Source organism: Paenibacillus sp. N3/727, assembly GCF_022637315.1.
Taxonomy (GTDB): domain Bacteria; phylum Bacillota; class Bacilli; order Paenibacillales; family Paenibacillaceae; genus Paenibacillus_AQ; species Paenibacillus_AQ uliginis.
In genome coordinates this window covers 4,740,591-4,763,690 of the sequence record NZ_CP093336.1, presented here as the reverse complement: position 1 = coordinate 4,763,690, position 23,100 = coordinate 4,740,591, and the positions used below count along the sequence as shown (strand labels likewise).

Annotated in this window: 24 protein-coding genes; 16 read left to right on the top strand and 8 right to left on the bottom strand. The window is 45.6% G+C overall.

Annotated elements, in window-relative coordinates:
• Positions 1–96: 96 nt before the first annotated feature.
• Positions 97–1,251, bottom strand: a complete 1,155-nt coding sequence (locus tag MNQ98_RS22205; RefSeq protein ID WP_241930189.1) for an acyl-CoA dehydrogenase family protein — start codon at positions 1,249–1,251, stop codon at positions 97–99.
• A 376-nt stretch (positions 1,252–1,627) separates the two neighbouring features.
• Here MNQ98_RS22205 and MNQ98_RS22200 point away from each other — a divergent pair, with 376 nt between their 5' ends.
• The 7 genes from MNQ98_RS22200 to MNQ98_RS22175 all read left to right on the top strand — a co-directional run bounded on the left by MNQ98_RS22200 (position 1,628) and on the right by MNQ98_RS22175 (position 6,440).
• A complete protein-coding gene (locus tag MNQ98_RS22200) occupies positions 1,628–1,960 on the top strand; it encodes an SMI1/KNR4 family protein (protein ID WP_347272230.1) in 333 nt (110 codons plus the stop codon).
• The gene (locus MNQ98_RS29775; RefSeq protein WP_347272229.1) at positions 1,960–2,118 is read left to right on the top strand and encodes a hypothetical protein; all 159 of its coding nucleotides are present in this window, start codon (positions 1,960–1,962) and stop codon (positions 2,116–2,118) included. The genes MNQ98_RS22200 and MNQ98_RS29775 overlap by 1 nt, the downstream gene beginning before the upstream one ends.
• Before the next feature lie 19 nt (positions 2,119–2,137).
• Positions 2,138–3,448, top strand: a complete 1,311-nt coding sequence (locus MNQ98_RS22195) for a WD40 repeat domain-containing protein (RefSeq protein ID WP_241930188.1) — start codon at positions 2,138–2,140, stop codon at positions 3,446–3,448.
• 125 nt (positions 3,449–3,573) lie between these two features.
• Complete coding sequence (locus tag MNQ98_RS22190; RefSeq protein WP_241930187.1) at positions 3,574–4,200, top strand: hypothetical protein; 627 nt, start codon at positions 3,574–3,576, stop codon at positions 4,198–4,200.
• Between the two features lie 26 nt (positions 4,201–4,226).
• A complete protein-coding gene (locus MNQ98_RS22185) occupies positions 4,227–4,877 on the top strand; it encodes a hypothetical protein (protein ID WP_241930186.1) in 651 nt (216 codons plus the stop codon).
• Positions 4,878–4,921: 44 nt separating this feature from the next.
• A complete protein-coding gene (gene comJ, locus MNQ98_RS22180) occupies positions 4,922–5,407 on the top strand; it encodes a competence protein ComJ (protein ID WP_241930185.1) in 486 nt (161 codons plus the stop codon).
• A gap of 124 nt (positions 5,408–5,531) precedes the next feature.
• Positions 5,532–6,440: a LysR family transcriptional regulator gene (locus tag MNQ98_RS22175; RefSeq protein ID WP_241934005.1), complete on the top strand. Its 909-nt coding sequence runs from the start codon at positions 5,532–5,534 to the stop codon at positions 6,438–6,440.
• Between the two features lie 160 nt (positions 6,441–6,600).
• Here the strand turns inward: MNQ98_RS22175 and MNQ98_RS22170 are convergent, their stop codons facing one another.
• From MNQ98_RS22170 to MNQ98_RS22145, 6 genes are all read right to left on the bottom strand, one after another.
• Positions 6,601–7,059 (bottom strand): DinB family protein, encoded by a 459-nt coding sequence (locus tag MNQ98_RS22170; protein ID WP_241930184.1) that lies wholly within the window; start codon positions 7,057–7,059, stop codon positions 6,601–6,603.
• 23 nt (positions 7,060–7,082) lie between these two features.
• Complete coding sequence (locus MNQ98_RS22165; RefSeq protein ID WP_241930183.1) at positions 7,083–7,592, bottom strand: HugZ family pyridoxamine 5'-phosphate oxidase; 510 nt, start codon at positions 7,590–7,592, stop codon at positions 7,083–7,085.
• Positions 7,576–8,379, bottom strand: a complete 804-nt coding sequence (locus tag MNQ98_RS22160; protein WP_241930182.1) for an ABC transporter ATP-binding protein — start codon at positions 8,377–8,379, stop codon at positions 7,576–7,578. The genes MNQ98_RS22165 and MNQ98_RS22160 overlap by 17 nt, the downstream gene beginning before the upstream one ends.
• On the bottom strand, positions 8,380–9,372 hold the full coding sequence (locus MNQ98_RS22155) for a FecCD family ABC transporter permease (RefSeq protein ID WP_241930181.1): 993 nt from the start codon (positions 9,370–9,372) through the stop codon (positions 8,380–8,382).
• Between the two features lie 16 nt (positions 9,373–9,388).
• The gene (locus MNQ98_RS22150) at positions 9,389–10,417 is read right to left on the bottom strand and encodes a helical backbone metal receptor (RefSeq protein ID WP_241930180.1); all 1,029 of its coding nucleotides are present in this window, start codon (positions 10,415–10,417) and stop codon (positions 9,389–9,391) included.
• A gap of 178 nt (positions 10,418–10,595) precedes the next feature.
• Positions 10,596–11,021, bottom strand: a complete 426-nt coding sequence (locus tag MNQ98_RS22145; RefSeq protein ID WP_241930179.1) for a VOC family protein — start codon at positions 11,019–11,021, stop codon at positions 10,596–10,598.
• A 547-nt stretch (positions 11,022–11,568) separates the two neighbouring features.
• Between MNQ98_RS22145 and MNQ98_RS22140 the strand changes: the two genes are divergently transcribed.
• A complete protein-coding gene (locus tag MNQ98_RS22140; protein WP_241930178.1) occupies positions 11,569–12,705 on the top strand; it encodes a 5-methyltetrahydropteroyltriglutamate--homocysteine S-methyltransferase in 1,137 nt (378 codons plus the stop codon).
• Positions 12,706–12,820: 115 nt separating this feature from the next.
• Here the strand turns inward: MNQ98_RS22140 and MNQ98_RS22135 are convergent, their stop codons facing one another.
• The gene (locus MNQ98_RS22135; protein ID WP_241930177.1) at positions 12,821–14,170 is read right to left on the bottom strand and encodes a lytic polysaccharide monooxygenase; all 1,350 of its coding nucleotides are present in this window, start codon (positions 14,168–14,170) and stop codon (positions 12,821–12,823) included.
• 655 nt (positions 14,171–14,825) lie between these two features.
• On the opposite strand from MNQ98_RS22135, the gene MNQ98_RS22130 reads away from it, so the two are divergent.
• From MNQ98_RS22130 to MNQ98_RS22095, 8 genes are all read left to right on the top strand, one after another.
• Positions 14,826–16,559 (top strand): glycerol-3-phosphate dehydrogenase/oxidase, encoded by a 1,734-nt coding sequence (locus MNQ98_RS22130; RefSeq protein WP_241930176.1) that lies wholly within the window; start codon positions 14,826–14,828, stop codon positions 16,557–16,559.
• 265 nt (positions 16,560–16,824) lie between these two features.
• Positions 16,825–18,132: an ABC transporter substrate-binding protein gene (locus MNQ98_RS22125; protein ID WP_241930175.1), complete on the top strand. Its 1,308-nt coding sequence runs from the start codon at positions 16,825–16,827 to the stop codon at positions 18,130–18,132.
• 187 nt (positions 18,133–18,319) lie between these two features.
• A complete protein-coding gene (locus MNQ98_RS22120; protein WP_481856660.1) occupies positions 18,320–19,165 on the top strand; it encodes a carbohydrate ABC transporter permease in 846 nt (281 codons plus the stop codon).
• 18 nt (positions 19,166–19,183) lie between these two features.
• Positions 19,184–19,996 (top strand): carbohydrate ABC transporter permease, encoded by an 813-nt coding sequence (locus tag MNQ98_RS22115; RefSeq protein WP_241930174.1) that lies wholly within the window; start codon positions 19,184–19,186, stop codon positions 19,994–19,996.
• Between the two features lie 11 nt (positions 19,997–20,007).
• Entirely contained in the window at positions 20,008–20,757 is a 750-nt protein-coding gene (locus MNQ98_RS22110) for an MBL fold metallo-hydrolase (protein ID WP_241930173.1), read from the top strand.
• Positions 20,758–20,785: 28 nt separating this feature from the next.
• On the top strand, positions 20,786–21,580 hold the full coding sequence (locus MNQ98_RS22105; protein WP_241930172.1) for an HAD-IIA family hydrolase: 795 nt from the start codon (positions 20,786–20,788) through the stop codon (positions 21,578–21,580).
• 85 nt (positions 21,581–21,665) lie between these two features.
• Complete coding sequence (locus MNQ98_RS22100) at positions 21,666–22,283, top strand: glycerol-3-phosphate responsive antiterminator (protein ID WP_241930171.1); 618 nt, start codon at positions 21,666–21,668, stop codon at positions 22,281–22,283.
• 44 nt (positions 22,284–22,327) lie between these two features.
• On the top strand, positions 22,328–23,047 hold the full coding sequence (locus MNQ98_RS22095) for an MgtC/SapB family protein (RefSeq protein ID WP_241930170.1): 720 nt from the start codon (positions 22,328–22,330) through the stop codon (positions 23,045–23,047).
• Positions 23,048–23,100 lie beyond the last annotated feature (53 nt).

The window sequence follows — 23,100 nt, the reverse complement described above, 5'->3', positions numbered from 1 at the left end:
ACGTAGCGTTCTAAAACAGACAAAGGGGAGTCCTAGGTCGATAGACCTTTTGGACTCCCTGTCTTTTTTGTCTGGTGAAGTACTGCACTGCATCTGTTAATTCTCATTCAATGCTTCTGCCGCTAGTTGATTCAGCACTGTGTTATCCATCGGGGGATTATGCAATCCTGCACGGATGTCACGGTAGTAACGTTCTAGCGGAAAATTCTTGGACAGACTTGATCCGCCTACGATACGCATAGCTAGATCCACAACGGATAACGCATGGTTGGTTACCGTGTATTTGGCGAGTCCAAGCTGTGCCCGCATGGACGATCGGACGGAAGGGTTGCGGTCCCACCGATCGGCAGCTTCATACATGACCGTTCGGGCAATGCGAAGTTCACCTTCCATTTTTCCAATGGACTGTTGCACGGTTGGAAGGGTAGCAATGGAAGCCTTCACGCTGTTCGGCTTGTATGATTTAGCATATTCCAGAGCAAAATCTCTCGCTGCAAGGGCAATGCCCATGTAGCATGCCGGAATGTGAAGAAGCCATCCGCCGCCGTCATCGGTTCCCTTACCAGTAATCCGGGCATTGTCGGATGCAAAAGCTCCGTTTAACACAACATCATGACTCCCGGTACTACGCATGCCAAGTGTATTCCAGGTCTCATCGATGATGGTCCGGTCACTCCGGTCAATGAGAAATTCTCCAACTGTGTCTTCCTCTGGAACATAAGCGGTTACGACGAACCGATCCAGTATCGGAGAGAGAGTGCTGAACGTTTTACGGCCTGAGATATGCCATCCGCCTTCAGTCCGCACAGCGGTCGTTTCGGGTTTGCCACCGCGACTGGGGCTGCCCGTACCAGCTTCACTGGCGAACACGTTCATCATAGCGCCTTGAGCTACGACGTCCCTGCACAGATCCGCATACAATGCTTCCGGCCATTTTCCTGTCGTTCTCAGATGCAGCATTTGGCCCAGATGCCATCCTACGGCCAAAGCCGTAGAGCCATCGCCATAAGCGAGCCGCTCCTGCACCTGTACCATCTCGTACAGCGTAATTTCATCACCGCCGTATTGGCGGGGGACGGTTAGTTTCAAATAGCCTGCCTGCCGAAGATCGTTAAAATTTTCAAAAGGAAAGCTCCCTTCTGTATCGTGGATCGGTGCTCTTTTTGCAAAGCGCTCGGCCAAGACATCCACCTGTTTCAATCGCTCACACTCCGCCTCACTTCGTATATAATAATCGATAAAACGAGTCATGGTATGTCACTCCTTCTCGGATCGTATCAATGCATACATTTTATCATAAGAATGAAACAATCCCCAGAAAGCAGGTTGTGTTAAATGGGATTGTAGTTGTCTGGATTTGCGTATTTTCACAAAACTAGTTCCAAAGACGCCGAAAGATCTCAAGAAATGCCGCTGATTTTTGCGGATTTTGATGAATTTTTCGTGAATGCTCAAATACTAGCTTTTTAAAACGGGTAAAAAGCCCGCTTTTTTGTATACCACCAGACCTGTTGTGTTCTGTAATACACCTTCTATATACTTTTTGGTAGGGGGTGTTATCGAAGTTTTTACTATACTACTAGGAATGATGCTTATATGGAATAACCATTAGGAGGATCAAATCATCATGAAATCTACCATCTATGATCTTATGGCAGAGCTGGACGAGTTGCTTGAGGACAAGGTGTCGGAGGATCTCAAAGATTTACATCGGAGTTATAAGCTGCGAAAAGGTGCAAGCGAGGAAAGCCTGGACCAATTCGAGAAAAAATTCGGAGTGAAACTGCCTGATGATTTCAGAGGTTTTTATGGTCTTAAAGATGGCAGTGGTTATGCCTTTCATATTTTATATCCGGGAGATGAACTAGACGAGGAGTTCACTCCGTTTTATATGATGAGCCTTGAGGAAATGGAAGAAACGAAATCATATTTCTGTGAGCGGGAGGCTCACTTTACTTAATGATGGATTTCGATCCGGCGGAGTCCGGAGATCATGGGCAAATCATTGTATACGTGCATGACCCGGATTTTATCTATTATGTGGCAAAGTCTTTTACGGATCTGTTGAAGGAATCCAACCACAATTTGAAAACGAACATAGAAGAGATAGAGTACTGAGAATACGGGAGGAAAAAGGATGAATTGGTTGAACCATGAAACTGCAGCGGCTTGGCGTTCGGAAGGACATCGTTATGCTAAGGAGATCAATGAGTATGTCCGGCTAGGAATGGAAACAGGATGGGACAAAGAACTGAAAGAGCCGGAGAACGATTCCCGCAGTAAGCTGGCAGCAAACATCTGGAAAATGGTTCGGGAAGCGAATCGATCAGGAGAGGTCGAACAGCTTCGTCAAGAGTTGCCTGCGGCAACATGGCCGCTGGTCGAGAGTTATAAGGAAGATACACAAGCGATAAAATCCATTTCATTTGTGGGATCTTCGGTCATCTTCCGGGCCGGAACCTCTTGGGAAGAGGGAACTGTCTATATCGCGGGCGAGCATGGAATCTGCAAGATGCCGGAGCTTAGCTTAACCGGACGCTCTGTTCAAGGCTCCGTATACGCGTTGGTCGGGCCAGCCGACATCCGCTTGATTCGTAAGCCGGATGTGCAGCTGCAAGGAGAGGAGCTTGCCGTCTTTCCTTGGTCAACGATCAAGCGGCAGCTGAAGGAAGAGATGCCGAATCTGGAGACACTTGCGGATTGTGATCGACCGGAGCAGAGTGTAGATGAGGTTATTCCTTTTTCCGATGGGAGCGGACTTCTGCTGGTTAGCAGTCAGGGCATTTACTTGCTCGAGAAGGATGGGACGCAGCTGCTTCATCCGAGTGCCAGCGAGCTTGAAGAATACGAAATGGACAATACCTCCATCGCTATGGCCCACGGCTCTGTTTCTCCTGATGAGCGGTGGCTCGCTTTCGGAAGTCAATCGAGTGATCATCTGCTACTGGACCGGAGTACTGGAAAGGTGCATAGTATTTATCCAGAGTCGAGTTATCCGCATTACAGCGTATTTACTCATGACGGACAGCAGGCATGGTTCAATTCCTGTCATTTTTATAATGGTTCGACTATAAGGGTTCCACTCGATGTAGTGTTATCGGGAGCATCCGATAAGAGGGAGGAATGGCCGCTGGCGGAGGACGGTGCTAGGGTATATGCGGCAGGAGTACTTTCTCACGGCGTTGTGCTGGGGGATGCCTACGGTTATTTACGTATGATTGATGTAGAGGGAGCGGAGCTGTGGCGTCATTTTGTAGGCAGTACGATTTCCGGGATGGCCGTTTCGGATGATGAAGGCGTGTTAGCTGTTGGTACTTACGGTGGAATGCTTCATCTGCTTGATCTCCGGGCGGAATCAATGGATGAGTACAGCATTGGAACCGGAACGATCCGGGAGCTAGGACGATATGTCGTATGGAAGAGTGAAGCAAAGCCTCTGCGGTGGTAGCAGAGAACGTGAACAAGGGTGGCTTGCAGAGATGAAAAAAGCGACGATTATAGCTGCTATCCTTGGCGTGACAATGCTTGGATTGGTTATGGGCTGTTCTCGCGTAAGGGGAAGGAGGAAGGACGATGCAGCGTTTTGTAGACGAGCTCGGATATCCATATTCGTTCTGTTATGTTCTCCGTCAGGGAGGACAAGTGGCCGTGAAGTGTCCGTATTGTCGCGGTCTTGCTTACATATACGGAACAGAATGCTTGAAGGAAGTAAGATGCACGAATTGCTTTTATCATGAGAAGGAAAAAGAGCAATTCCGTCATACAGCCAGTAGTGTATGCGGGACGTGTGAAAGATGGTTTAATAAGGAACTGCATGATGACAAACAGCTTGCCCATAAGCATATTCATATTCCATGCCCCCATTGTGGTGCAGTTAATCAAGTAGCCGTAAAGCAAAAAGCCGGATCATGGATGTATCGTACTGATATTCAGGATGGAAAGGATCCCGTGTTTCATTTGGAGCTTTATTATCTGGATTATGTGCGCGGCAAACCGGTATGGGCGGTGAACCGGGAACATCTGAACTATTTGCAATCGTACTTGTCGGCCACACTTCGCGAGAAACCTGTCGGTGCTATGAAAAGGACAGCTTCCTATTCAGTGCCCAAATATATGAAGGAAGCGAAAAATCGAGATGCGGTCGTAAAAATTTTACGGAAATTGCAGCAAAAAGCTCCGGTCAACACGCAGGGTGGATAGCGGCACCGTTTATGAGGAGAGAAAACATGAGGAGAAGAAACCCGGTTTTGAAATTGATCTTGTTTATCGTCGTGGGGACTCTGCTCATTCCTACCTTTTTTGTCGCCCGTTCTTTCGGTGTATTCCAGAAGGAAATGGTGCTGACGAAATACAAGCTCGCTGTTGAGGAAGACGGTAAATTGTATGATGCCTGGCCTCTCTTCGGTAGCTTTGCGGCGGTAGATAAGAGGGGAGACGACAGGACCTTTTATTATCGGATTGAAGATAGCAGTACTTATTATCTGCTTCAACTAGCGTATGGAAAATATGAAACCGTTCCGTTGAAGGAAAATCCTTTTTTGGCGGGAGATGTCCGGTATGATATGGATGCCAAATTCGTTGAGAAGGAAAAGGAGTATATCAACGCCAATGATTACACGGAGACGTATGTCTTTTATAATAAGCAAAAAGAGCCGGTTTACCGTTATAATCCGAAGGATAGAGCAGATAAGGAGTACATTAAATCGATCATCGCGGCAGGCATGACACGAAACAGCGTCAATGGCGGAAGCAGTGCAGCAAAAGATCCTTATCTAAACATTACCCGATTGTTCAGGGACAAGCTTGGGATCGAGGTCAAGGTCGAACTGGATGAGGAGAACAAGCTGGCCATTCTTTCGATGGAACCGTTGAAATAAAGAGAATCTGGATTATACATCCAATGGAAGGGAAGAACGCGTAAATGAACAAAACATCCGTTACCCAAGAGGTGGATTTAGCCATCTCGCATCATCAGATACAGGTGCGTTCCCGTGATTTTGACGAGGACCTCTGTCAGTGGGGGGAACATAATGTTGAGCAGGGAGCAGTTATTCATCCCGGTTACATCACTTTTGGTCCGATCCCGGATGATACGTTTGGTGCTTGGGTGAAGCTTGCCTTGTGTGAGAAGTTTGAGGAGGACCCACTTGCCCAGCGGCGGATGGTTGTACCTTTTGATGTCATAGAACCGGAGAAGCTGGAGCTTTTGTCTGTGCCCATGAGTGCGATGATCGAGCTTCCCCTTGAACTAAGGCGGTATGCGTTGTATTACGAAATTTGCGAAGATGAAGAAGTTTATTACAGAATGACTTTTGTACCAGAACATGAACCGCTGCAGGCAATGTATCTCATGGAAGACGAATGGGGTGGTGAAGCGGGGAAACCACTACGGGAAGGCCGTTGTTAGAAGCGATATTACTGCCTGTCTTTGCGAACTGATATGGATCGATTAGAATAAGAGGTAGCAGATAGGGATATATCCCAAATGGGATAATCAAAAAATAGAATTGTTATGGAGAGGAATGAATCCAGTGACGTTGCAGCAATTGAAATATGTGATTGAGGTAGCCAATCGGGGTTCAATGAATGAAGCTGCAAGGCGATTGTTCATATCTCAGCCAAGCCTCTCGAATGCGATTCGTGATTTGGAGGAAGAATTCCAGATTACGATTTTTGAACGTACAAACAAAGGGATTTCATTATCCAAAGAGGGTGCTGAGTTTCTTGGTTATGCCCGTCAGGTTGTGGAGCAGGCGGAGCTTCTGGAGACCCGTTATGTGAATGCGAAGCCTTCGCCGCAGCACTTTTCAGTATCTACCCAGCATTATGCGTTTGCGGTCAATGCTTTTGTAAACCTGGTTCGAGAGTATGGACAAGAGGAGTATGAACTCGCTTTGCGGGAGACCAAGACATATGAAATTATACAGGATGTTAAAACGCTGCGCAGTGAGATTGGAATCTTGTATATAAATGAGTTTAACGACAAGGTGATCAACAAGCTGCTCAAAGACGCCGGTTTGCAGTTCAAGAGCCTATTTACGGCTAAACCTCATATTTTCATTAGTATAAAAAACCCGCTGGCGAAGCAGTCCGTCGTGAAGATTGAACAGCTGGAAGACTATCCGTACCTCTCCTTTGACCAGGGTGAGTTCAACTCGTTTCATTTCTCGGAAGAAATTTTGAGTACACTGTCACATAAAAAAAGCATTATGGTGAATGATCGGGCGACCCTTTTTAATCTGTTAATTGGGCTAAACGGATATACGATTTCTACAGGTGTACTTAGCGCTGATCTGAACGGAAATGAGATCATTCCGGTTCCGCTTGAGAGCGAGGAGAGTATCAATGTGGGATGGATCAGCCATAAAAATATTACGCTATCCAAGCTGGCAATCGCTTATACTGAAGCGCTGTATGAGGCTATAGGGGGGGATAGTTAGACCACCTCCTATACATAAAGGGAGGGAGCCATGTTATGTGGCTCCCTTCTTGTATTTCGTTCAAAATCAGCTATACGTCTCGAGTTTTTCCATACTCGTTGATTTGATACTACGTGATTAGCTGTGATTTTAGTGTGCCCTATGAACAGCAGCTCTGTCCTTATGGTCGCTGCACAGTTGCACACTTCTGGATGAGCGATATCTGCCCTGCATGAATGCCTGTATGATACATGAGTCTGCCAACAGCTTCGAGCGGTGTTGAAAGGCCCATCGGAGACTTGACGGGTTCATTCCACTTTTCTTCAGGCAACTCTCGCATTGCGTCAAGCATATGCTCGTTCGAGGCTTTCAGGATGGCGAGGAGCTCCTGCAAGTTAGTAAACTCATTCTCGGCTCCTGCAGCTCCGCGGGCGGTATGGATAGCCAGTCCTTCTGGTAGCGGACGATTGAAAAACCAATCGGCGAACATATACTCAACCTCTGCATTATGGCGAAGCATGTAGCCGATAGAGGCATTGCCCAGCTTTAGCGGTAAATCTTGTTCGGGCAGGTTTTTGGCTGTCTGATGAAATCGGTCTTGAACGGCATTCCAGATTTGAGATACGGTGGTAAATGTCATCAAGTAACACTCCTTTGTCTGATTTACAATTGTGCTTCGGACGTGTGTCCGTCTCTTGAGACAAGGTCAAATCTGTTACCCGACAGATCGATATCGAACGCTTGACCGAACCCTACCACATAACGCCCCTCGCGTACGGTTAGCTCGAACAGTGAAAAATCTAATCCTTGGAGCATTCGGATCATACTGTCCCCAAAAGACTGACCAAACAAATAGAAAATATCCTCATTTTCTTCGTTTCCTACTTTGATAGCAGTACATGCGAATCTTGCTCTCTGACGGGCAAATAGGTTTCTGGACTGTGATTCGTCCTCGATAAACATGACGTCAACAGCGGGATTGTTCTCGATATGATGGTAATGATTGGCGATTTGACTGATATAGATATAGAGTTTACCGTTCTTTTTCACGAATGGGGCATAGGAGATGAAAGGCTGCCCATTTTCATCCAGAGTGCTTAGCATGATTGTCTTTAGGCTATCCGTAAATGTTAAATACTCCAGCTTGATCTTTTCTTTATCCAATTGCTTCATGACTGATCCCTCTACTTTTCTTCAAAATATGAATACGTGGGGCGGAACTGCCAACAACATATTCCACTTCGGACTCAACGCCGTATACCTCACGGATCAATTGCGGGGTGAGCACCTGCTGTGGAGGACCGTATTCGCGCATGACGCCATTCTGGATGACAGAGATCTTGTCACTATAGGCACCTGCATGATTCAAATCGTGAAGCACCATGACAACCGTAAGGTTCAATTCACGATTTAGTCTGCTTATAAGCTCAAGCACTTCCAGCTGATGGGCGATATCCAAGTAAGTGGTCGGTTCGTCAAGCAGCAGTACTTTGGGGCGCTGCGCCAGTGCCATGGCAATCCAGGCACGCTGTGCTTCTCCGCCTGACAAGGAGACGATCAACCTGTCTTTGTATTGAAGCATGTCAGTCTGCTCAAGCGCCCACCCAATGACCTCCTCATCACCTGCATCGAATCGTTCGTACCACTTCTTGTGTGGAACCCGCCCGTACCCAACCAATTCTTCGACGGTCATATCTGCTGGACATGAATTCGATTGACAGAGCATGCACATAATGCGAGAAACCTGCTTGGTGCTAAGGGAGGATAACTCCCGGTTAGCAATGCATATACGTCCACTTTCACAAGGAATGCTGCGTGACAATCCTTTGAGTATAGTTGACTTGCCGGATCCATTTGGTCCGATGATGGATACAACTTCTCCTTCGTTTACCTCAAGTGAAAAGTTATTTATGATTGTTCGATCCGCATAGCGTATCGTCAGAGACTGAACCTCAAGCATCTAAGTGTCCCCCTTGCGCATCAGGTATAGAAAATAAGGACCTCCAAGCATCGCCATCACAATGCCGGCTGGTATTTCAGTGGGTGCGAAAACCGTACGTCCTGCAGTATCTGCGGCGAGCAGGATCAATGCTCCGAGCAGAAGGCTCATCGGCAATGCTTGCTTATAATCAGAACCGACGAGCATGCGCGCGATATGTGGAACGATGAGTCCGACAAAGCCGACAAGTCCGACGGTTGATACGGAGATGGCTGCCAAATAAACGGCTATAAATGAGAGTGTAAACCGGATGCGGTTCAAATTTTGCCCCAGGTTATGTGCGACCTGTTCCCCTAAACGTAAAATATTGGCTTGACGGATGCACAGAATGGCAGCAATCCATCCGATAATGGAATAAGGGAGTAGAACCTTTACCGCTGACATACCTTTGCCGGACAAACTGCCATTCAACCATTGCAAGGCAGAGGGGAGCTGATCGCTGTACAGCAAGGACAACAGCCCTATGACTCCGCCGAATACAGCGTTAACGGCTACACCGGACAGAATGATGCGGATGGGTGTGAACCCGGTTCGCCGGTTCCATGCCCAGACATAGACTAGGACCGCTGCGATCATACCACCGACAATTGCAGCTAATGGAACCAGTGAAGCGTAACTGGGCTGAGCGAGCAAGATGAACAGTACGGCGACCGCAGCTCCGCTCGATACACCCGTCAGACCGGGATCAGCTAGGGGATTCAACATGACTGCTTGAAGTAATGCGCCTGAAGCCGCTAAGTTTGCCCCAATCAACAGAGCAAGTAACACTCTTGGGATTCGTATATCCCACAGAATCGTATGATTGGCATCATCCCCATTTCCAAACAAGGTACTCACGGTTTCAGTCGGAGATAACCGGACACTGCCCAGCCCGATAGAAAGCAGAACGGCGGCTATTAGGGCTAGGGCAGTGATCCCGAGCAGTACGGCTTTTCTGATGTGTTTCTCCGTCACTCTGGATTCCTCCGTATCAGTTGTACAAAATTTTGAACATCTCTTCATATGCTTCCGGAGCTTTGACGATCGATGCAATGCCGAACAGGCTGTAATCGAGCGCGATCAGCTTGTCGTTCTTGAATGCATCAAGCTTCTCCCAGGCACCGTTTTTCTTGGTGTCCTCCTCGAATTTTTTGGCAACCGCAGCTGGATCTCCGTGAGCAACTAACAAAATAACATCCGGATTCGCGGCAACGATGCTTTCCATGTTGAGCGGAATGTAAGTTTCCTTCAGCTTCAGCACATCAGTAACCACATTAGATGCGCCGAGTTTCTTCACCAAACTACCAGTGTATGTATTCTCATTCATGAACATGAGTGATTCGGCAGAGCCGAACAGGATCATGACGGATGGAGCTTCTTTTCCTTTGGTCTTTTCAATGACGGCATTTTCTTTCTCGTTGAACTGTTGCAGGAATGCTTCTGCTTTGTCTTCTTTCTTGAATAAACGTCCAAGGGTGACCATCGAGAGCTTTAATTCATCCAATGAATCAGCTGGTAAGTAAGCGGATGGCAAGGATGCGGATTTAAACAATTTGTCCAGATTGTCTTTTATGGAAGCTGGGCCAAGTACAAAATCAGGCTGCAACTTGGCGATTTGCTCCAGATCTGGCTGATGGGATGATCCGATACGAGGTACTTGGTCAAAAGCTGCTGGCAGCTGGCTGCTTGTAGTTGGAACGCCCACAGGAATGACGCCAAGCTCATTCAACAATTCCGATATGGAGACAGATACCGTCACTACTTTATCAGGCGTCTTCCCTTTAAATTGCTTCATTATTTCCTCAACTTTTGCCTCATCAACAGCGACAGAGGATTGTGATTCTGTGCTTGGAGCTGTTTCAGTGCTTGAAGCTGCTTCCGGGGTCGATGCAGCAGTAGAGGAAGCCGCAGGCTGTGACTGTGATGATGTGCTAGAGGTAGATGGCGTCTGACTGCAGGCAGCGACGAATATTGTGAACAAGGTAAGAATAAGTACTGGTTTAAAACGAGATAGCTTCATGGGATAATTCTCCTTTTCATAACTGATAATGATAATCATTATATTGATAACAATTATCATTATCAATAGGTATTTTAATTTTTTATAAAATAAATTCAAAATGAATGGAATTTATTTTGTGAATTTTATCTAATCTCAGCAATAAAAAGGCATGACGGGGTTCCGCCATGCCTTTTACCTACGCCTTTACTTCGGTTGTGATATTCCAAGTGACGCCAAATTGATCTGTCACGATTCCGTAAGCAGGGCTCCAGAACGTTTTCTGAAGAGGCATGCGAATCTGGCCGCCTTCTTTTAGAACCTCATAAATCTGCTCAGAGCGCTCCGCTGTAACTGTGGTAATGCAGATTTGAACCTGATTACCCGAATGCACAGGCTGACCTGGAAACGTATCCGAGAACATCAAGTCCGTCTCTCCAACCTTCAAGTTCGCGTGGGATACACGATCCTTGGCGTCCTCCGGTAAAGGGAAATCAGGGTTGGCCGGCATTTCTCCGAACGTCTGCATCATTACAACTTTGGCATCGAGCGCTTTCTCGTAGAAAGAGATTGCTTCCTTCGCATTTCCGTCCAGGATAAGATATGGGTTCATCCGTAGTGTCATGATTTTTTCAGCCACCTTAACCTAATTTGTTTTCATATTTCATTATCACTCAAGTGGAATTATTTAATCAAAAATGCACTGTCCAACAATAACAAAACACAGAATTTTATTCCAATGATTTCTGGGAAATGGAGCTGGATATAGTTTTAAGCTATAGCCAGCTATAGTTATTTGGAGTTACTCTATAGCTGGAAAACTGTGCTATCTTTCTTATAGTGCGTGTTCAAAAAGGTCGGTTTTCAGCACCGAAGCTTATGCTTCCGATGTGCGTTTTTTCAAACGCTTCAGTTGGATGAAGCTAGGGAGTGAGGAGCGGAGCTACACGTTTTCGTAGAAAACGTCTTCGGAAGCATCATCTGTTTTGGGTACGTGAGCACCTGAGATGTTTCCGGAGGAAACATACTTCGTAAGCATATGCTAGGACCGGCTGAATTCAAGATTCGATGCCGAGCCCACTTCCTGATTCACTTCGTGATCAAAAGCGGACTTTTTGAACAACCTCTTATAACGATTTTTTACAGATAAATAGCTAAAGGGGATAGTACAGATGAGCAATTCATTGGAGAGCGCTAAACAAAGAACGGTTACACCTTTCAGGCATGATACGGTCGGTAGTTTTTTGCGTCCGGAGGTGCTGAAAGAGGCTAGAGTCAAATATCAAAACAACGAGATTAGTGCGGATGAACTGCAGAGGGTAGAAGATCGGGAAATTATTAAGCTGGTAGCTAAGCAAAAATCGTTAGGACTGAAAGCCGTAACGGATGGGGAGTTCAGACGCTCCTGGTGGCATCTTGATTTTATGTGGGGGCTAGATGGGGTCGAGAAAGCAAATGCAGATAGAGGATATCAGTTCCAAGGCGAGGAAACTCGTGCAGAAACCGCCCGCTTGTGCGGTAAAGTCGGCTTTTCCAGTCATCCGTTTGTAGAGCACTTCAAATTTCTTAAAGAAGTGGCTGGAGAGGATGCGATCGCTCGCCAGACGATACCGGCCCCGGCCCAATTTCTTGCGGAGCTTCAACGTCCAGATAACAAGGCCAGTACCAATTCCTATTACAACAGCACGGAGGAATTGGTAGCTGATATTGCAGCTGCATACAATGCAGCTATTCTTGCATTCTATGAGGCGGGCTGCCGTAGTCTTCAGCTGGATGACTGCACTTGGGGAATGCTCTGCGACAAGAATTATTGGGAATTAAGACAAGAGGATGGGGCGAAGTTACCTGATATTGCGGAGCTTTACGCCAGTGTTAACAAACAAGCCATTGCCGGACTCCCAGAAGACCTGATTGTTACAACGCATGTGTGCCGTGGAAATTATCATTCAACATGGGCATCCTCTGGCGGCTATGAACCAGTTGCGGAATATCTTTTCGGAATTGATCATATTGACGGATACTATTTGGAGTTTGATACCGATCGTGCGGGGGATTTTACACCGCTGAAACATCTGAAGGACCAGCAGGTTGTACTCGGATTGGTTTCGTCCAAAACGGGCGAGCTTGAAGATAAGCAGGAGATTATTCGTCGAATCAAGGAAGCTGCTCAATATGTGGATCTCAATCATATTTGCCTAAGCCCTCAATGCGGATTTGCTTCTACCGAGGAAGGTAATATTCTAACAGAGGAGCAACAGTGGAAGAAACTTGAATTCATTAAAGAGATTGCTGATGAAATCTGGAAATAAGGAAATAGAAATACCCCTTTGGGTAGAATGGAATCCCTTACAGGATATCCGGTTCTCACTCAAAGGGGTGTTCTTATTAAGAAAACTAGTCTAAAAAGCTAGAGCGCGAATATATTTATACTAGCATCCAAAGTGCAGGAACATTAGAAGGCTCCCAACCGGTTAATGAAGTGTGGGGTTGACGGCACTCGTAAATCGAGCCGTTGTAGCTTACCCGTGTTCCAGCGGTATATGAAGTGTTGGGCGACCAAGCTTGAACGGCAGGTGCATCTGCCGTTGTCGCAGTTACTGAATTACTGGCGGAAGACTCGTTACCGGCTGCGTCAAACGCATGAACGGTAAATGTATAAGCCGTATTTGGACTCAGACCTGATACGGTGTAATCGGTAGTTGTACCGGATACGGTTCCTACCAAGGATGAGCCGCGATAAATCTTATAGCCGGTTACGCCCACGTTGTCCGTTGACTGGCCCCACATCAGGTTGACACTTGTGGAAGTTGGACTACCCATGACATGCAGATTGCCTGGGGCAGTCGGTGCTTCGGTATCTACTACAACGAGATCCGTGGTCACATTAAGTGCATTACTGGCGTTTGACAGATTGCCTGCGGCATCCACAGCCTTTACCGTGAACGTATAGGCTGTATTTGCCGTTAAGCCGGTTACAGTGTAATTCAGGGTCGAACCGGATACTGTTGTGACGAGGGTATTTCCGTTGTAGACTTTGTAGCCTGTTACACCTACATTATCTGTAGCCGCATTCCAAGCCAAGGATACGCTCGTGCTAGTGATGCCTGTGGAAGCAAGGGAAGACGGTGCAGTCGGAGCTTCCGTATCGATCGGGTTGCTTCCGTTGAAATTCACATCAATTACGTTGTAAAATGCATTTGGCGTATCTGCAATTTCCCAAACAGCCAGAATGACATGATATCCGGTACGCTGTGGAACATTGCAGGTATCCGAATACGTTGTCGGAGGCCGAGTACCATCATAAGCGACGGAGCAGAATGGGGTAAGGTCGAAGGAATCACGTGTAAGTGGAGCGTTCGGATTCCAATTCGGTTTCGTTATATAATACTTCCAGCTGGTCGTGGCATGGTTAGCAGTCAGCTTCCATGTAAACGTATTTTGTCCAGAGGACATGTTCACCTTCGTCCATCGGGTAGCTGATTGTTCATCCAGCTTCGGAAAGGCGCCGCCTGCACTTGCAATTTTGCCGTCCGCAGGGCCTGCTGCAGGGAAGCCTTTAGGTGCTTCCAAACTTTGAGGCTCATACATGATCGCTCCGCAATCGGTATTCTGTCCGTTTTTACATAAAATCGCCCGGCTACCTGGACTGTCGACGTAGCCGTGAGCTGATACTTTTTCCGAGAAGAGAAACATACTTAATGTAGCAACAATCATCATTCCACACAGGGCAAGCAGCTTTACCAACTTTGGATTGGATAAACGAATAGAAGTCATAGGGATTAGCCTCCTTATAATTTGGAATATCCTGTACATTCGATGAAACTATAAATTCAACACCTCCTTCTACCTGTAATTAATCAGTCGTCTTGGTTGAAAGACACGTAGAACATCACCTCCTTTACTGTATATACTTTTATACAAACTCATATAGAGTTTATACACTAGGGAATTGATCAATAGAATGTGATATGGTCATAGATAAGATAGAGTGGATGGCAGAATAGATCCGACAGAAAGAGATCCTAAATAAGGAGTAAGAGTAGTTATAAGATAGAGGAGTGAAATAATTATCAGATAATGTTATGGAAATTATGGAAAAGGTGTTCTGATTATAAACTGAAATGTGAATTTTGTGTGAAATAATTTTCCATTTAATTGAAAATTATAACATTTCGTTAATAAGTATAAATTTCAAAGTGACATTATGATGTATTAATTCGGTTTGGGCAGCATACTGTAGAGTATAGACTTATCACCCGGGTTGTCATATAATGGGCCTTATTATATCTATGCATAGACGGGCGGAGATAACGGAGAACCCTTTTTTGCTGAGTATATACTGTCTTCAGTATGTATTCTTGGCGGAAGGGTTCTTTTTTGTACCCTCTTGGATCTCGCACGCACGGGTGTCGATAATGGAGGTAAGGCAATGGATAGCAGGTTCTCGTCAAGTGAACGAACAGTGTATTTGAAGGAGATGTCGGCGGTTAAGTTGGATCTGCTTATCATCGGAGGAGGCATTACAGGAGCTGGCATCGCCTGGGATGCAAGTTGCAGAGGGATGGTAACAGGCCTTCTGGAGATGAATGACTTCGCATCTGGAACGAGCAGTAGGTCTACGAAACTGATTCACGGGGGGCTTAGATATTTAAAGCAAGGTGAGATTCGACTAGTCCGTGAAGTAGGAATGGAACGGGCTCTCCTGCATAAAAGCGCTCCCCATCTTATAGACCCAATCCCAATGCTGCTCCCTATCTATAAAAAAGGAACATACGGGTATTGGGCAAGCTCATTTGGTCTGCTTCTATATGATTGGCTAGCAGGCGTGAAACGCAGTGAGCGCCGAAAAATGTACGGCCTTGAAGATACGAAAAATCTTGAACCGCTTTTCAAGCAAGAGGGGTTAAAAGGTGCAGGCTACTATTATGAGTATCAGACGGATGATGCCCGCTTAACGATTGAAGTGTTGAAGAGCGCCCGAGTTAATGGCGCCTTAATGACGAACTATACGAAGGCAACGGAGTTTATTTACCGCGGAGGAAGAGTGGTTGGTGTAAAGGTAAAGGATCTGATTAGTGGAGAGGTCTATTCCATTTACGCCAAAAAAGTTGTGAATGCTGCCGGCCCATGGGTGGATGAAATAAGAATCAAAGATAACTCGCTAAAAGGAAAAAGACTACTTTTGACTAAAGGAGTTCACCTGGTGGTGGATTACAAAAAGCTGCCGGTGAAGCAGGCTGCATATTTCGATGTACCGGGAGGAAGGATGATCTTTGTTATTCCTCGCGGCATGAAAACGTATATTGGCACGACGGATACAGTATACGAAGGGGATATTGGTAGTCCAGGTATTTCAGAGGCTGACCGTAAATACCTACTGAATGCGGTTAACTATACATTTCCGGAAGTCCAATTAAGATTAACCGATATTGAGGCTGCGTGGTCTGGTCTTCGTCCGCTGCTCAGAGAAGAAGGCAAGAATCCTTCCGAAATATCCCGAAAAGATGAGATTTTTGTCTCGGATTCGGGACTTATCACTATAGCCGGAGGCAAGCTGACCGGATTTCGAAAAATGGCCGAAAAGGTAGTCAGTCTTGTCTCCAAACAGCTACAGGACGAAGATGGTACGATATTTCCGCCCTGTACGACGGATCGGATACCGATCAGCGGCGGTCTGCTGGACAACGGATCCTATCACGACCTGAAAAAAGCGATGGTGAAACAAGGTCGAGCCCTCGGGGTAAATATAGATGATACCTTTGATCTGATGTCACGCTACGGTTCTAACACAAGTGAAATATTCCGATACATACAAAGATCTGATCGGGATGAACTAATGAAAGACCGGCTGCTGCATGCCGAAATTCAGTACTCTATTCATTATGAAATGACATTAACCGCGGTTGATTTTTTATTAAGAAGAACAGGATGGCTGTTATTTGATCGGCAAAAGGCTGAAGTAATCATGGGAAATACAATGATGATGATGAGTGAATTGTTGGATTGGGATGACAGTGAGATCGATAAACAATGGTCTATGTTGCAGGAACAATTGAAATCAACCTGGGACTTATCTGGGGATATCCGAGAAGAGAATTCTATGGTTAGAAGACCTAAGAAAAAGAATCAGGATGAGCCATCACAAACGAGATTTTATGCATAATATTCGATGAATTCGAGTTAAATTTAACATTCATTTTACAAAATTCATGAATGTCAATGATAATTTGTGTCATAGAAGGGATATACCAAAAATATTCTTGTCAAACAAGTGAACAGATTGTAGTATAACAATATAAGTTTTAGAGCTGGGTAGAGATGATGAGAAGCCCTTTGCATAACTAAAACACTTTCTTTGTAATGAAAGTCGTTTTGTGCAGAGCGCTTCTTATTTTTTTGTGCCCGGACGATGAAAAAGGGGGATATATGTGAGAAAATTCGGTTTTCTGTTCATCGTATTTGCACTAGTTCTTTCAGCTTGCAACAGTGGGGGAAATACCAAGGGAGAATCCGCTGGTAAGACGGAAAGCGGTGGAAAGGACGGGAAAGTAGAACTTCAATTCTATTTCCCAGTTGCTGTTGGCGGACCGATTACAAAATTGATAGACCAGTTGGCCAGTGATTTTGAAAAGGAAAATGAAAACATCGACATTACGCCGATTTATGGTGGAAGTTATCAGGATACGATGACAAAAGTAGCTACAGCGGTCCAAGGAAATAACTCGCCGGACATTGCGGTTCTTCTATCAACTGACTTGTACACCTTGCTTTCCATGAACGCAATTGAGGATTTGACTCCGCGCTTCTCCAAGGAATACTTCGATGATTTCTATGAAGCTTTCCTGGGGAACACCAAATCAGGAGACACCGTGTGGAGTGTTCCGTTCCAGAGAAGCACGATTGTTATGTACTACAACAAAGATAAGTTCAAGGAAGCAGGACTCGATCCAGAGAAGGCACCAAGTAATTGGAATGAGCTTCGTGAGTATGCCAAAAAGCTGACGAAAGCAGATGGCTCTCAATGGGGAATCGAAATTCCAAGCACGGGCTATCAATACTGGATGCTGCAAGCACTGTCACTACAATCGGGTGAGAATATCATGTCAAACGACGGGACGAAAGTGATGTTCAACCAACCTCATGTAGAGGAATCACTGCAGTTCTACATGGACCTCGGACAGAAGGATAAGGTTATGCCAAAAGGAACAATTGAATGGGCAACGGTTCCTTCGGACTTTATCAGCGGAAAGACAGCCATGATGTTCCATACGACAGGCAATCTGACTAAAGTCAAGAACGAAGCAGCATTTGATTTCGGTGTGGCCTTCCTACCTGCCAACAAGCAGTTCGGATCTCCAACAGGTGGTGGCAACCTGTATGTGTTCAAAGACATTCCGGATGCCAATAAAGAAGCGGCTGCAAAGTTTATCGAGTTTCTGACCAAACCAGAGCGGGTAGCTCAGTGGTCCATCGATACCGGTTATGTTGGAACTACGAAATCTTCGTATGAAACAGATATACTCAAGAAATATGTAGCCGATTTCCCGGCAGCGGCTATTGCCAGAGACCAGTTGGAATATGCGGACAGTGAATTATCTACATATCAGAACGGTCAAGTAACTAAGATATTTAACGATAACATTCAAGCCGCTCTGCTCGGAAACATGACTGCAAAGGAAGCTCTGGAAAAGTCACAGCAGCAAGCTGAGGGGATTTTGAAGCAATTTCAAAAATAGAGCGTAAATTTTTGATTAAAGAATAGCAGGTTCACGCAGCGCCGTGAATCGAACCACAATTGAAAGCGTAAACATTGCATTCGCGGCCTGCATTTCTTAAAACTCTCTGAGGTGGAATTGGGGGATTGAATTGGCACAACCAGCCGTACATAGACGCACAAGGCGAAGATTCAGTTGGAGGGAAAATGTGTTTGCTTACGCATTGCTGTTTCCTTCACTAATATTTCTTGGAATGTTTACTTTTTATCCGACCTTTAAATCGATTTACTTAAGTTTCTTTAATTCAACGTTTGGCAGTCAGACCTTTGTTGGGTTTGACCAGTATTCCAGGGTGTTGCAGGATGAAGTGTTCCATAAAGTAATTAAGAACAACCTCATTTTGGTTATTGGGACGGTGCCAATCAGTATTTTTCTGGCGATATACCTTGCCATTTGGGTGAACAACAAGATGAAAGGAAACGGCATATTGAGAGCAGCCTTTTTCTACCCGACGATCATTCCGATGATTGCGATCGCCAACATTTGGCTGTTCATTTACACCCCCGATTATGGTCTGCTGGATAAGTTCCTGTCCTTTTTCGGAATTGATGGAGTGAATTGGTTGGGAGAACCGGCCTGGGTTATGTACGCAATGATCGGGATGATTATATGGAAGGAAGCCGGATTTTTTATGCTGTTCTATCTTGCCGGATTGCAAAATCTTCCGAGTGAAGTGTATGAGGCCGCGAAGCTTGAAGGAGCACGACCGTTCCAGGTATTCCGCAAAATTACGTTCCCGTTAATCATGCCGACTACGCTGTTCTGTCTTGTCATCGCGACAACAAATTCATTTAAACTGGTCGACCACTTATACATTATGACCAAGGGCGGACCGGACAACGCAAGTAACCTGCTTTTGTTCTACATATATGAAACGGCATTCAGCTTTTGGGATATGGGTGCGGCTTCCGTGCTTACGGTTATTCTGCTTGTTATTCTGCTGTCAATCTCAATATTCAACTATGCTTACCTAGATAAGCGCATCCATTACTAGGAGAGGAGAATTTGAACCATGTACCGCGTAATTAACCGACTGCTCGTCATTATTCTGGCCATCATTTTCCTCGTTCCGTTGGTATGGGCTGTAATTACTTCTTTCACACCTTCATCTGAAGTAATTACGCGTGCGAATCCATTTGCTGTTAAAGATCCAACGTTTATGAACTATATTTCGGCTTGGGACACGATTCCTTTTCTTCAATATTACTGGAATACGTTGGTCATCGTTCTAGGGATATTAGTTGTCCAGATGCTGACCGTTACGCTTGCTGCGTATGCTTTTGCGCGTTTGAACTTTATTGGCAAGGGATTAATTTTTATCGTATTTCTCGTTCAGATCATGATTCCGCCGGATATTTTGATCTTTCCGAACTATGCGATTATGAAAGAACTGAATCTGATCGACACAAAACTTGCCATTATGCTGCCTTACTGGGCTTCTTCTTTCGGGGTGTTTCTGCTTCGTCAGACGTTTAAACAAATTCCGCTTGAATTGGATGAAGCGACAAGAGTGGACGGCTGCCGCTGGTGGCAAACGCTGTGGTATGTTTATCTGCCTTCGGCAAAGCCGACGTATATCGCCTTTGGACTCATCTCGGTCAGTACGCACTGGAGCAATTTCATGTGGCCGCTGATCGTAACCAATACAGTGGAATCGCGTCCACTTACCGTAGGGATTGCTATCTTTGCTCAATCTTTTGAAACGGGTGCCCAGTGGGGAACAGTTACTGCAGCTACGGTTCTTGTAATCCTTCCACTTCTAATAGCATTTTTCGTTTTCCAAAGACAGTTTGTTGAGAGCTTTATGCATTCAGGCCTTAAGTAGGGAGACATAGTATGGAGATAACACTGATGGGAACTGCTAGTGCGGCTTCCGGAGCAGGTCGTGACAACACTTATCTGCTCATACGAAACGAAGAAGATTGTACGATGGTGGATGTGGGGGGGAACCCGTTAGGGAAACTAAAACAGCTGCAAGTATCCACTCATCAGGTGAAGAGGGTTGTATTTACCCACCTTCATATCGACCATATATATGGACTTCCTTCCTTGCTGTGGGGGATGTGGCTTGATCATCGCACGGAACCGCTTTATGTGTACTGTGATGAGGGGGGCCGTGAATGGTTGAAGCAATGGCTGGAGCATTTGCAGGTGACGGAGTGGGCCATCCGGTTTGAAATACGTATCAAGACATATATATGGAAGCAGCAATCCACTATAGCCGAGGGATCGGAGTGGACGATGTCCGTATTACCGGGCAGACATAGTGTGCCAAGCGTTGGCGTAATGATGATTCATGAAGACAAAGTACTGGTCTATTCGTCGGATACGATGATAAACCCCTGCATTAAGGGGCTCCCAGCCATTGATCTTCTAATTCATGAGGCGACAACAGCACGAAAAGAGCTCGAGTCTCACACGAGTCTGGAACAGCTTGTCAGCTACTACAACTGGGCGGCAGTTGACCGCGTGACTCTCGTCCATACGACCGATGGTGAACCTTATACAGACATCCTTGAGCAGATACCAGAGGAGATTTCCCGCAAAATTACGTTGGGTCAGGAGCTGACCACCGTCACATTATAGCGGAAATTACATGCAGAGGAGAAATTAGATGGATCATTTTACAGGTTATATATTCGATTTGGATGGAACGATCTATCTTGGGAATCAAGCGATTGAAGGGGCAGTAGAAACCATTCAATATTTGCAATCGCTAGATAAGAAGCTACTTTTCTTAACGAACAAGACCATCGAGTCCAGAGAAAATTATTTGAAGAAGCTGAACGGATTCGGCATTAAGATTGGCTTGAACAATATACTGAATCCTGCACTTGTTACGATTCATTATTTGCAAAAGAATCATAACGGAGGAAAAGTGTACGTCATTGGAGAAGAGATATTAAAGCATGAGTTCCGTGAGAACGGAATTAAATTTGCCACATGCCCTGAGGAAACCGATGTGGTGGTCGTCTCTTGGGATCGGGAATTCCATTATAATCATCTGGATTTCGCCTACCAAGCGATTAAAAGTGGTGCGAGTGTTATCGCCACCCACCCGGACCGAACCTGTCCAATGCCCGGCGGCGATGTACCTGATTGCGGCGGGATGATTGGAGCCATTGAAGGAACGACCGGCATGGAAATCAACGTGGTCATGGGTAAGCCTTCGGTGTTAACGGCACTGGCTGCCCTGGATATATTACAGGTCGATGCGAAGGATTGCCTGATGTCGGGAGACCGGCTGGAGACTGATATTTTGATGGGTAACAATGCGGGAATGAGTACCGCACTCGTCCTCACAGGCGTAACCCAGCAGGAGGATTTATCAGTTGTTCAGGTAAAGCCGACGTATGTACTGAATTCTGTCCATGATATTTACCGGAACAGCAGTTTGCAAAACGCGTAAATTTAATATCTGTTACATGTTACACAAAATATGTTGTTACAACGGGAGAACCGGAGAAGTTGTTGCAACAAAGAGGTGAGCATAAATGAAAACTAATGTAAAAGCTAGCGTGAATGGTGCACAACGAATTGCTTATTGTCTGAAGCGTAAACCAATTATTACTTCATTAATGAATATAGATGAACTACCTTCTGTTCTCGAGACCGATTCCAATATCGTATTCATTCTGAAAACGGACATTTTTGTCATTGAATCGATTGTTGAACAAATTCGAGAAGCGGGTAAATTGTCTTTTGTCCATTTTGATCTTATTGACGGAATTGGAAAGGACAAAATGGGTGTGGCCTATTTGGCTGAAAAAGTTGGAATCGACGGTATTGTCACAACGAAAAATACAGCGATCGTTGAGGCGAAGAAGTTAGGGCTGCTTACAGTGCAGCGGCTGTTCGTGTTTGACTCGGTGTCACTGGATAACGGAATCAAAATGACAAAGGCATCTGATCCGGACGCAATTGAAGTTTTGCCTGGCATGGTATGCCAGCGAATTATGGACAGAATTCGCATGGAAGTCGATGTACCTGTTATTGCAGGCGGACTGATGATTGATCTGGAGGATTTTGATACGGCGCTGAAAAGCGGAGTCATTGGAATTTCAACTTCCAGTAAGGAGCTCTGGCGCTGGCAGGATGAGAATATGTGTTAGCAACCTGCCTTCACAGTTCATTTGAAAGATGGGTGAGGGATTCAATGGTTATTATACAGCTAGATACAGAAACCTTGCTAATGCGCCTGCTGCTGGCTGCATTGCTTGGCGGTTTGATCGGTTGGGAGCGTGAGCGGAGAAATAAGCAGGCTGGTTTAAAGACGCATCTGCTCGTGGCTGTGGGATCTACATTAATTATGCTTACATCCATATACGGTTTTGATAATTCGCTGATTAATCATCCGAATGCCCGATTTGATCCAGCAAGACTGGCTGCCCAAGTAGTAAGTGGTATTGGTTTTCTAGGGGCGGGTGCGATACTGCGACGTTCCAATCATATTATTTCAGGTCTCACGACTGCGGCTACGTTATGGGTCGCGGCAGCTATTGGTCTTAGTGTGGGGTCAGGTTTTTACTGGCCTGCGGTAATCACGACGGCTATCGTTTTATGCAGCACCCTGATACTAAATAAACTAGAGTCCAGATTTTTGTTCATCAAAAAATCCGGAAGTTTGCGTATTACGATTGAAGCGGGAGACCAGCCGGTTCAGGTCAGTAAGATTACATCACTTTTGCAGAAATCAAACATGTCGGTGGAGCAAATGATCGTAAATGATGATGGGACTGAAGAAGACTCATCGAAAGTAACGATGGAATTTCGGGTGTTTTCTTTTAACAGCAAAGGGATCGATACTTTATTTGAAAGATTGTGGCAGGTCGAAGGTATTAAGCAGGTCCGCATGAATTGGAGGGATAAAGAATAGCAGGTTTGTTGAAGTGCGCTTAAATAACGTAGGTGATGGCACAAGGCTGCCAT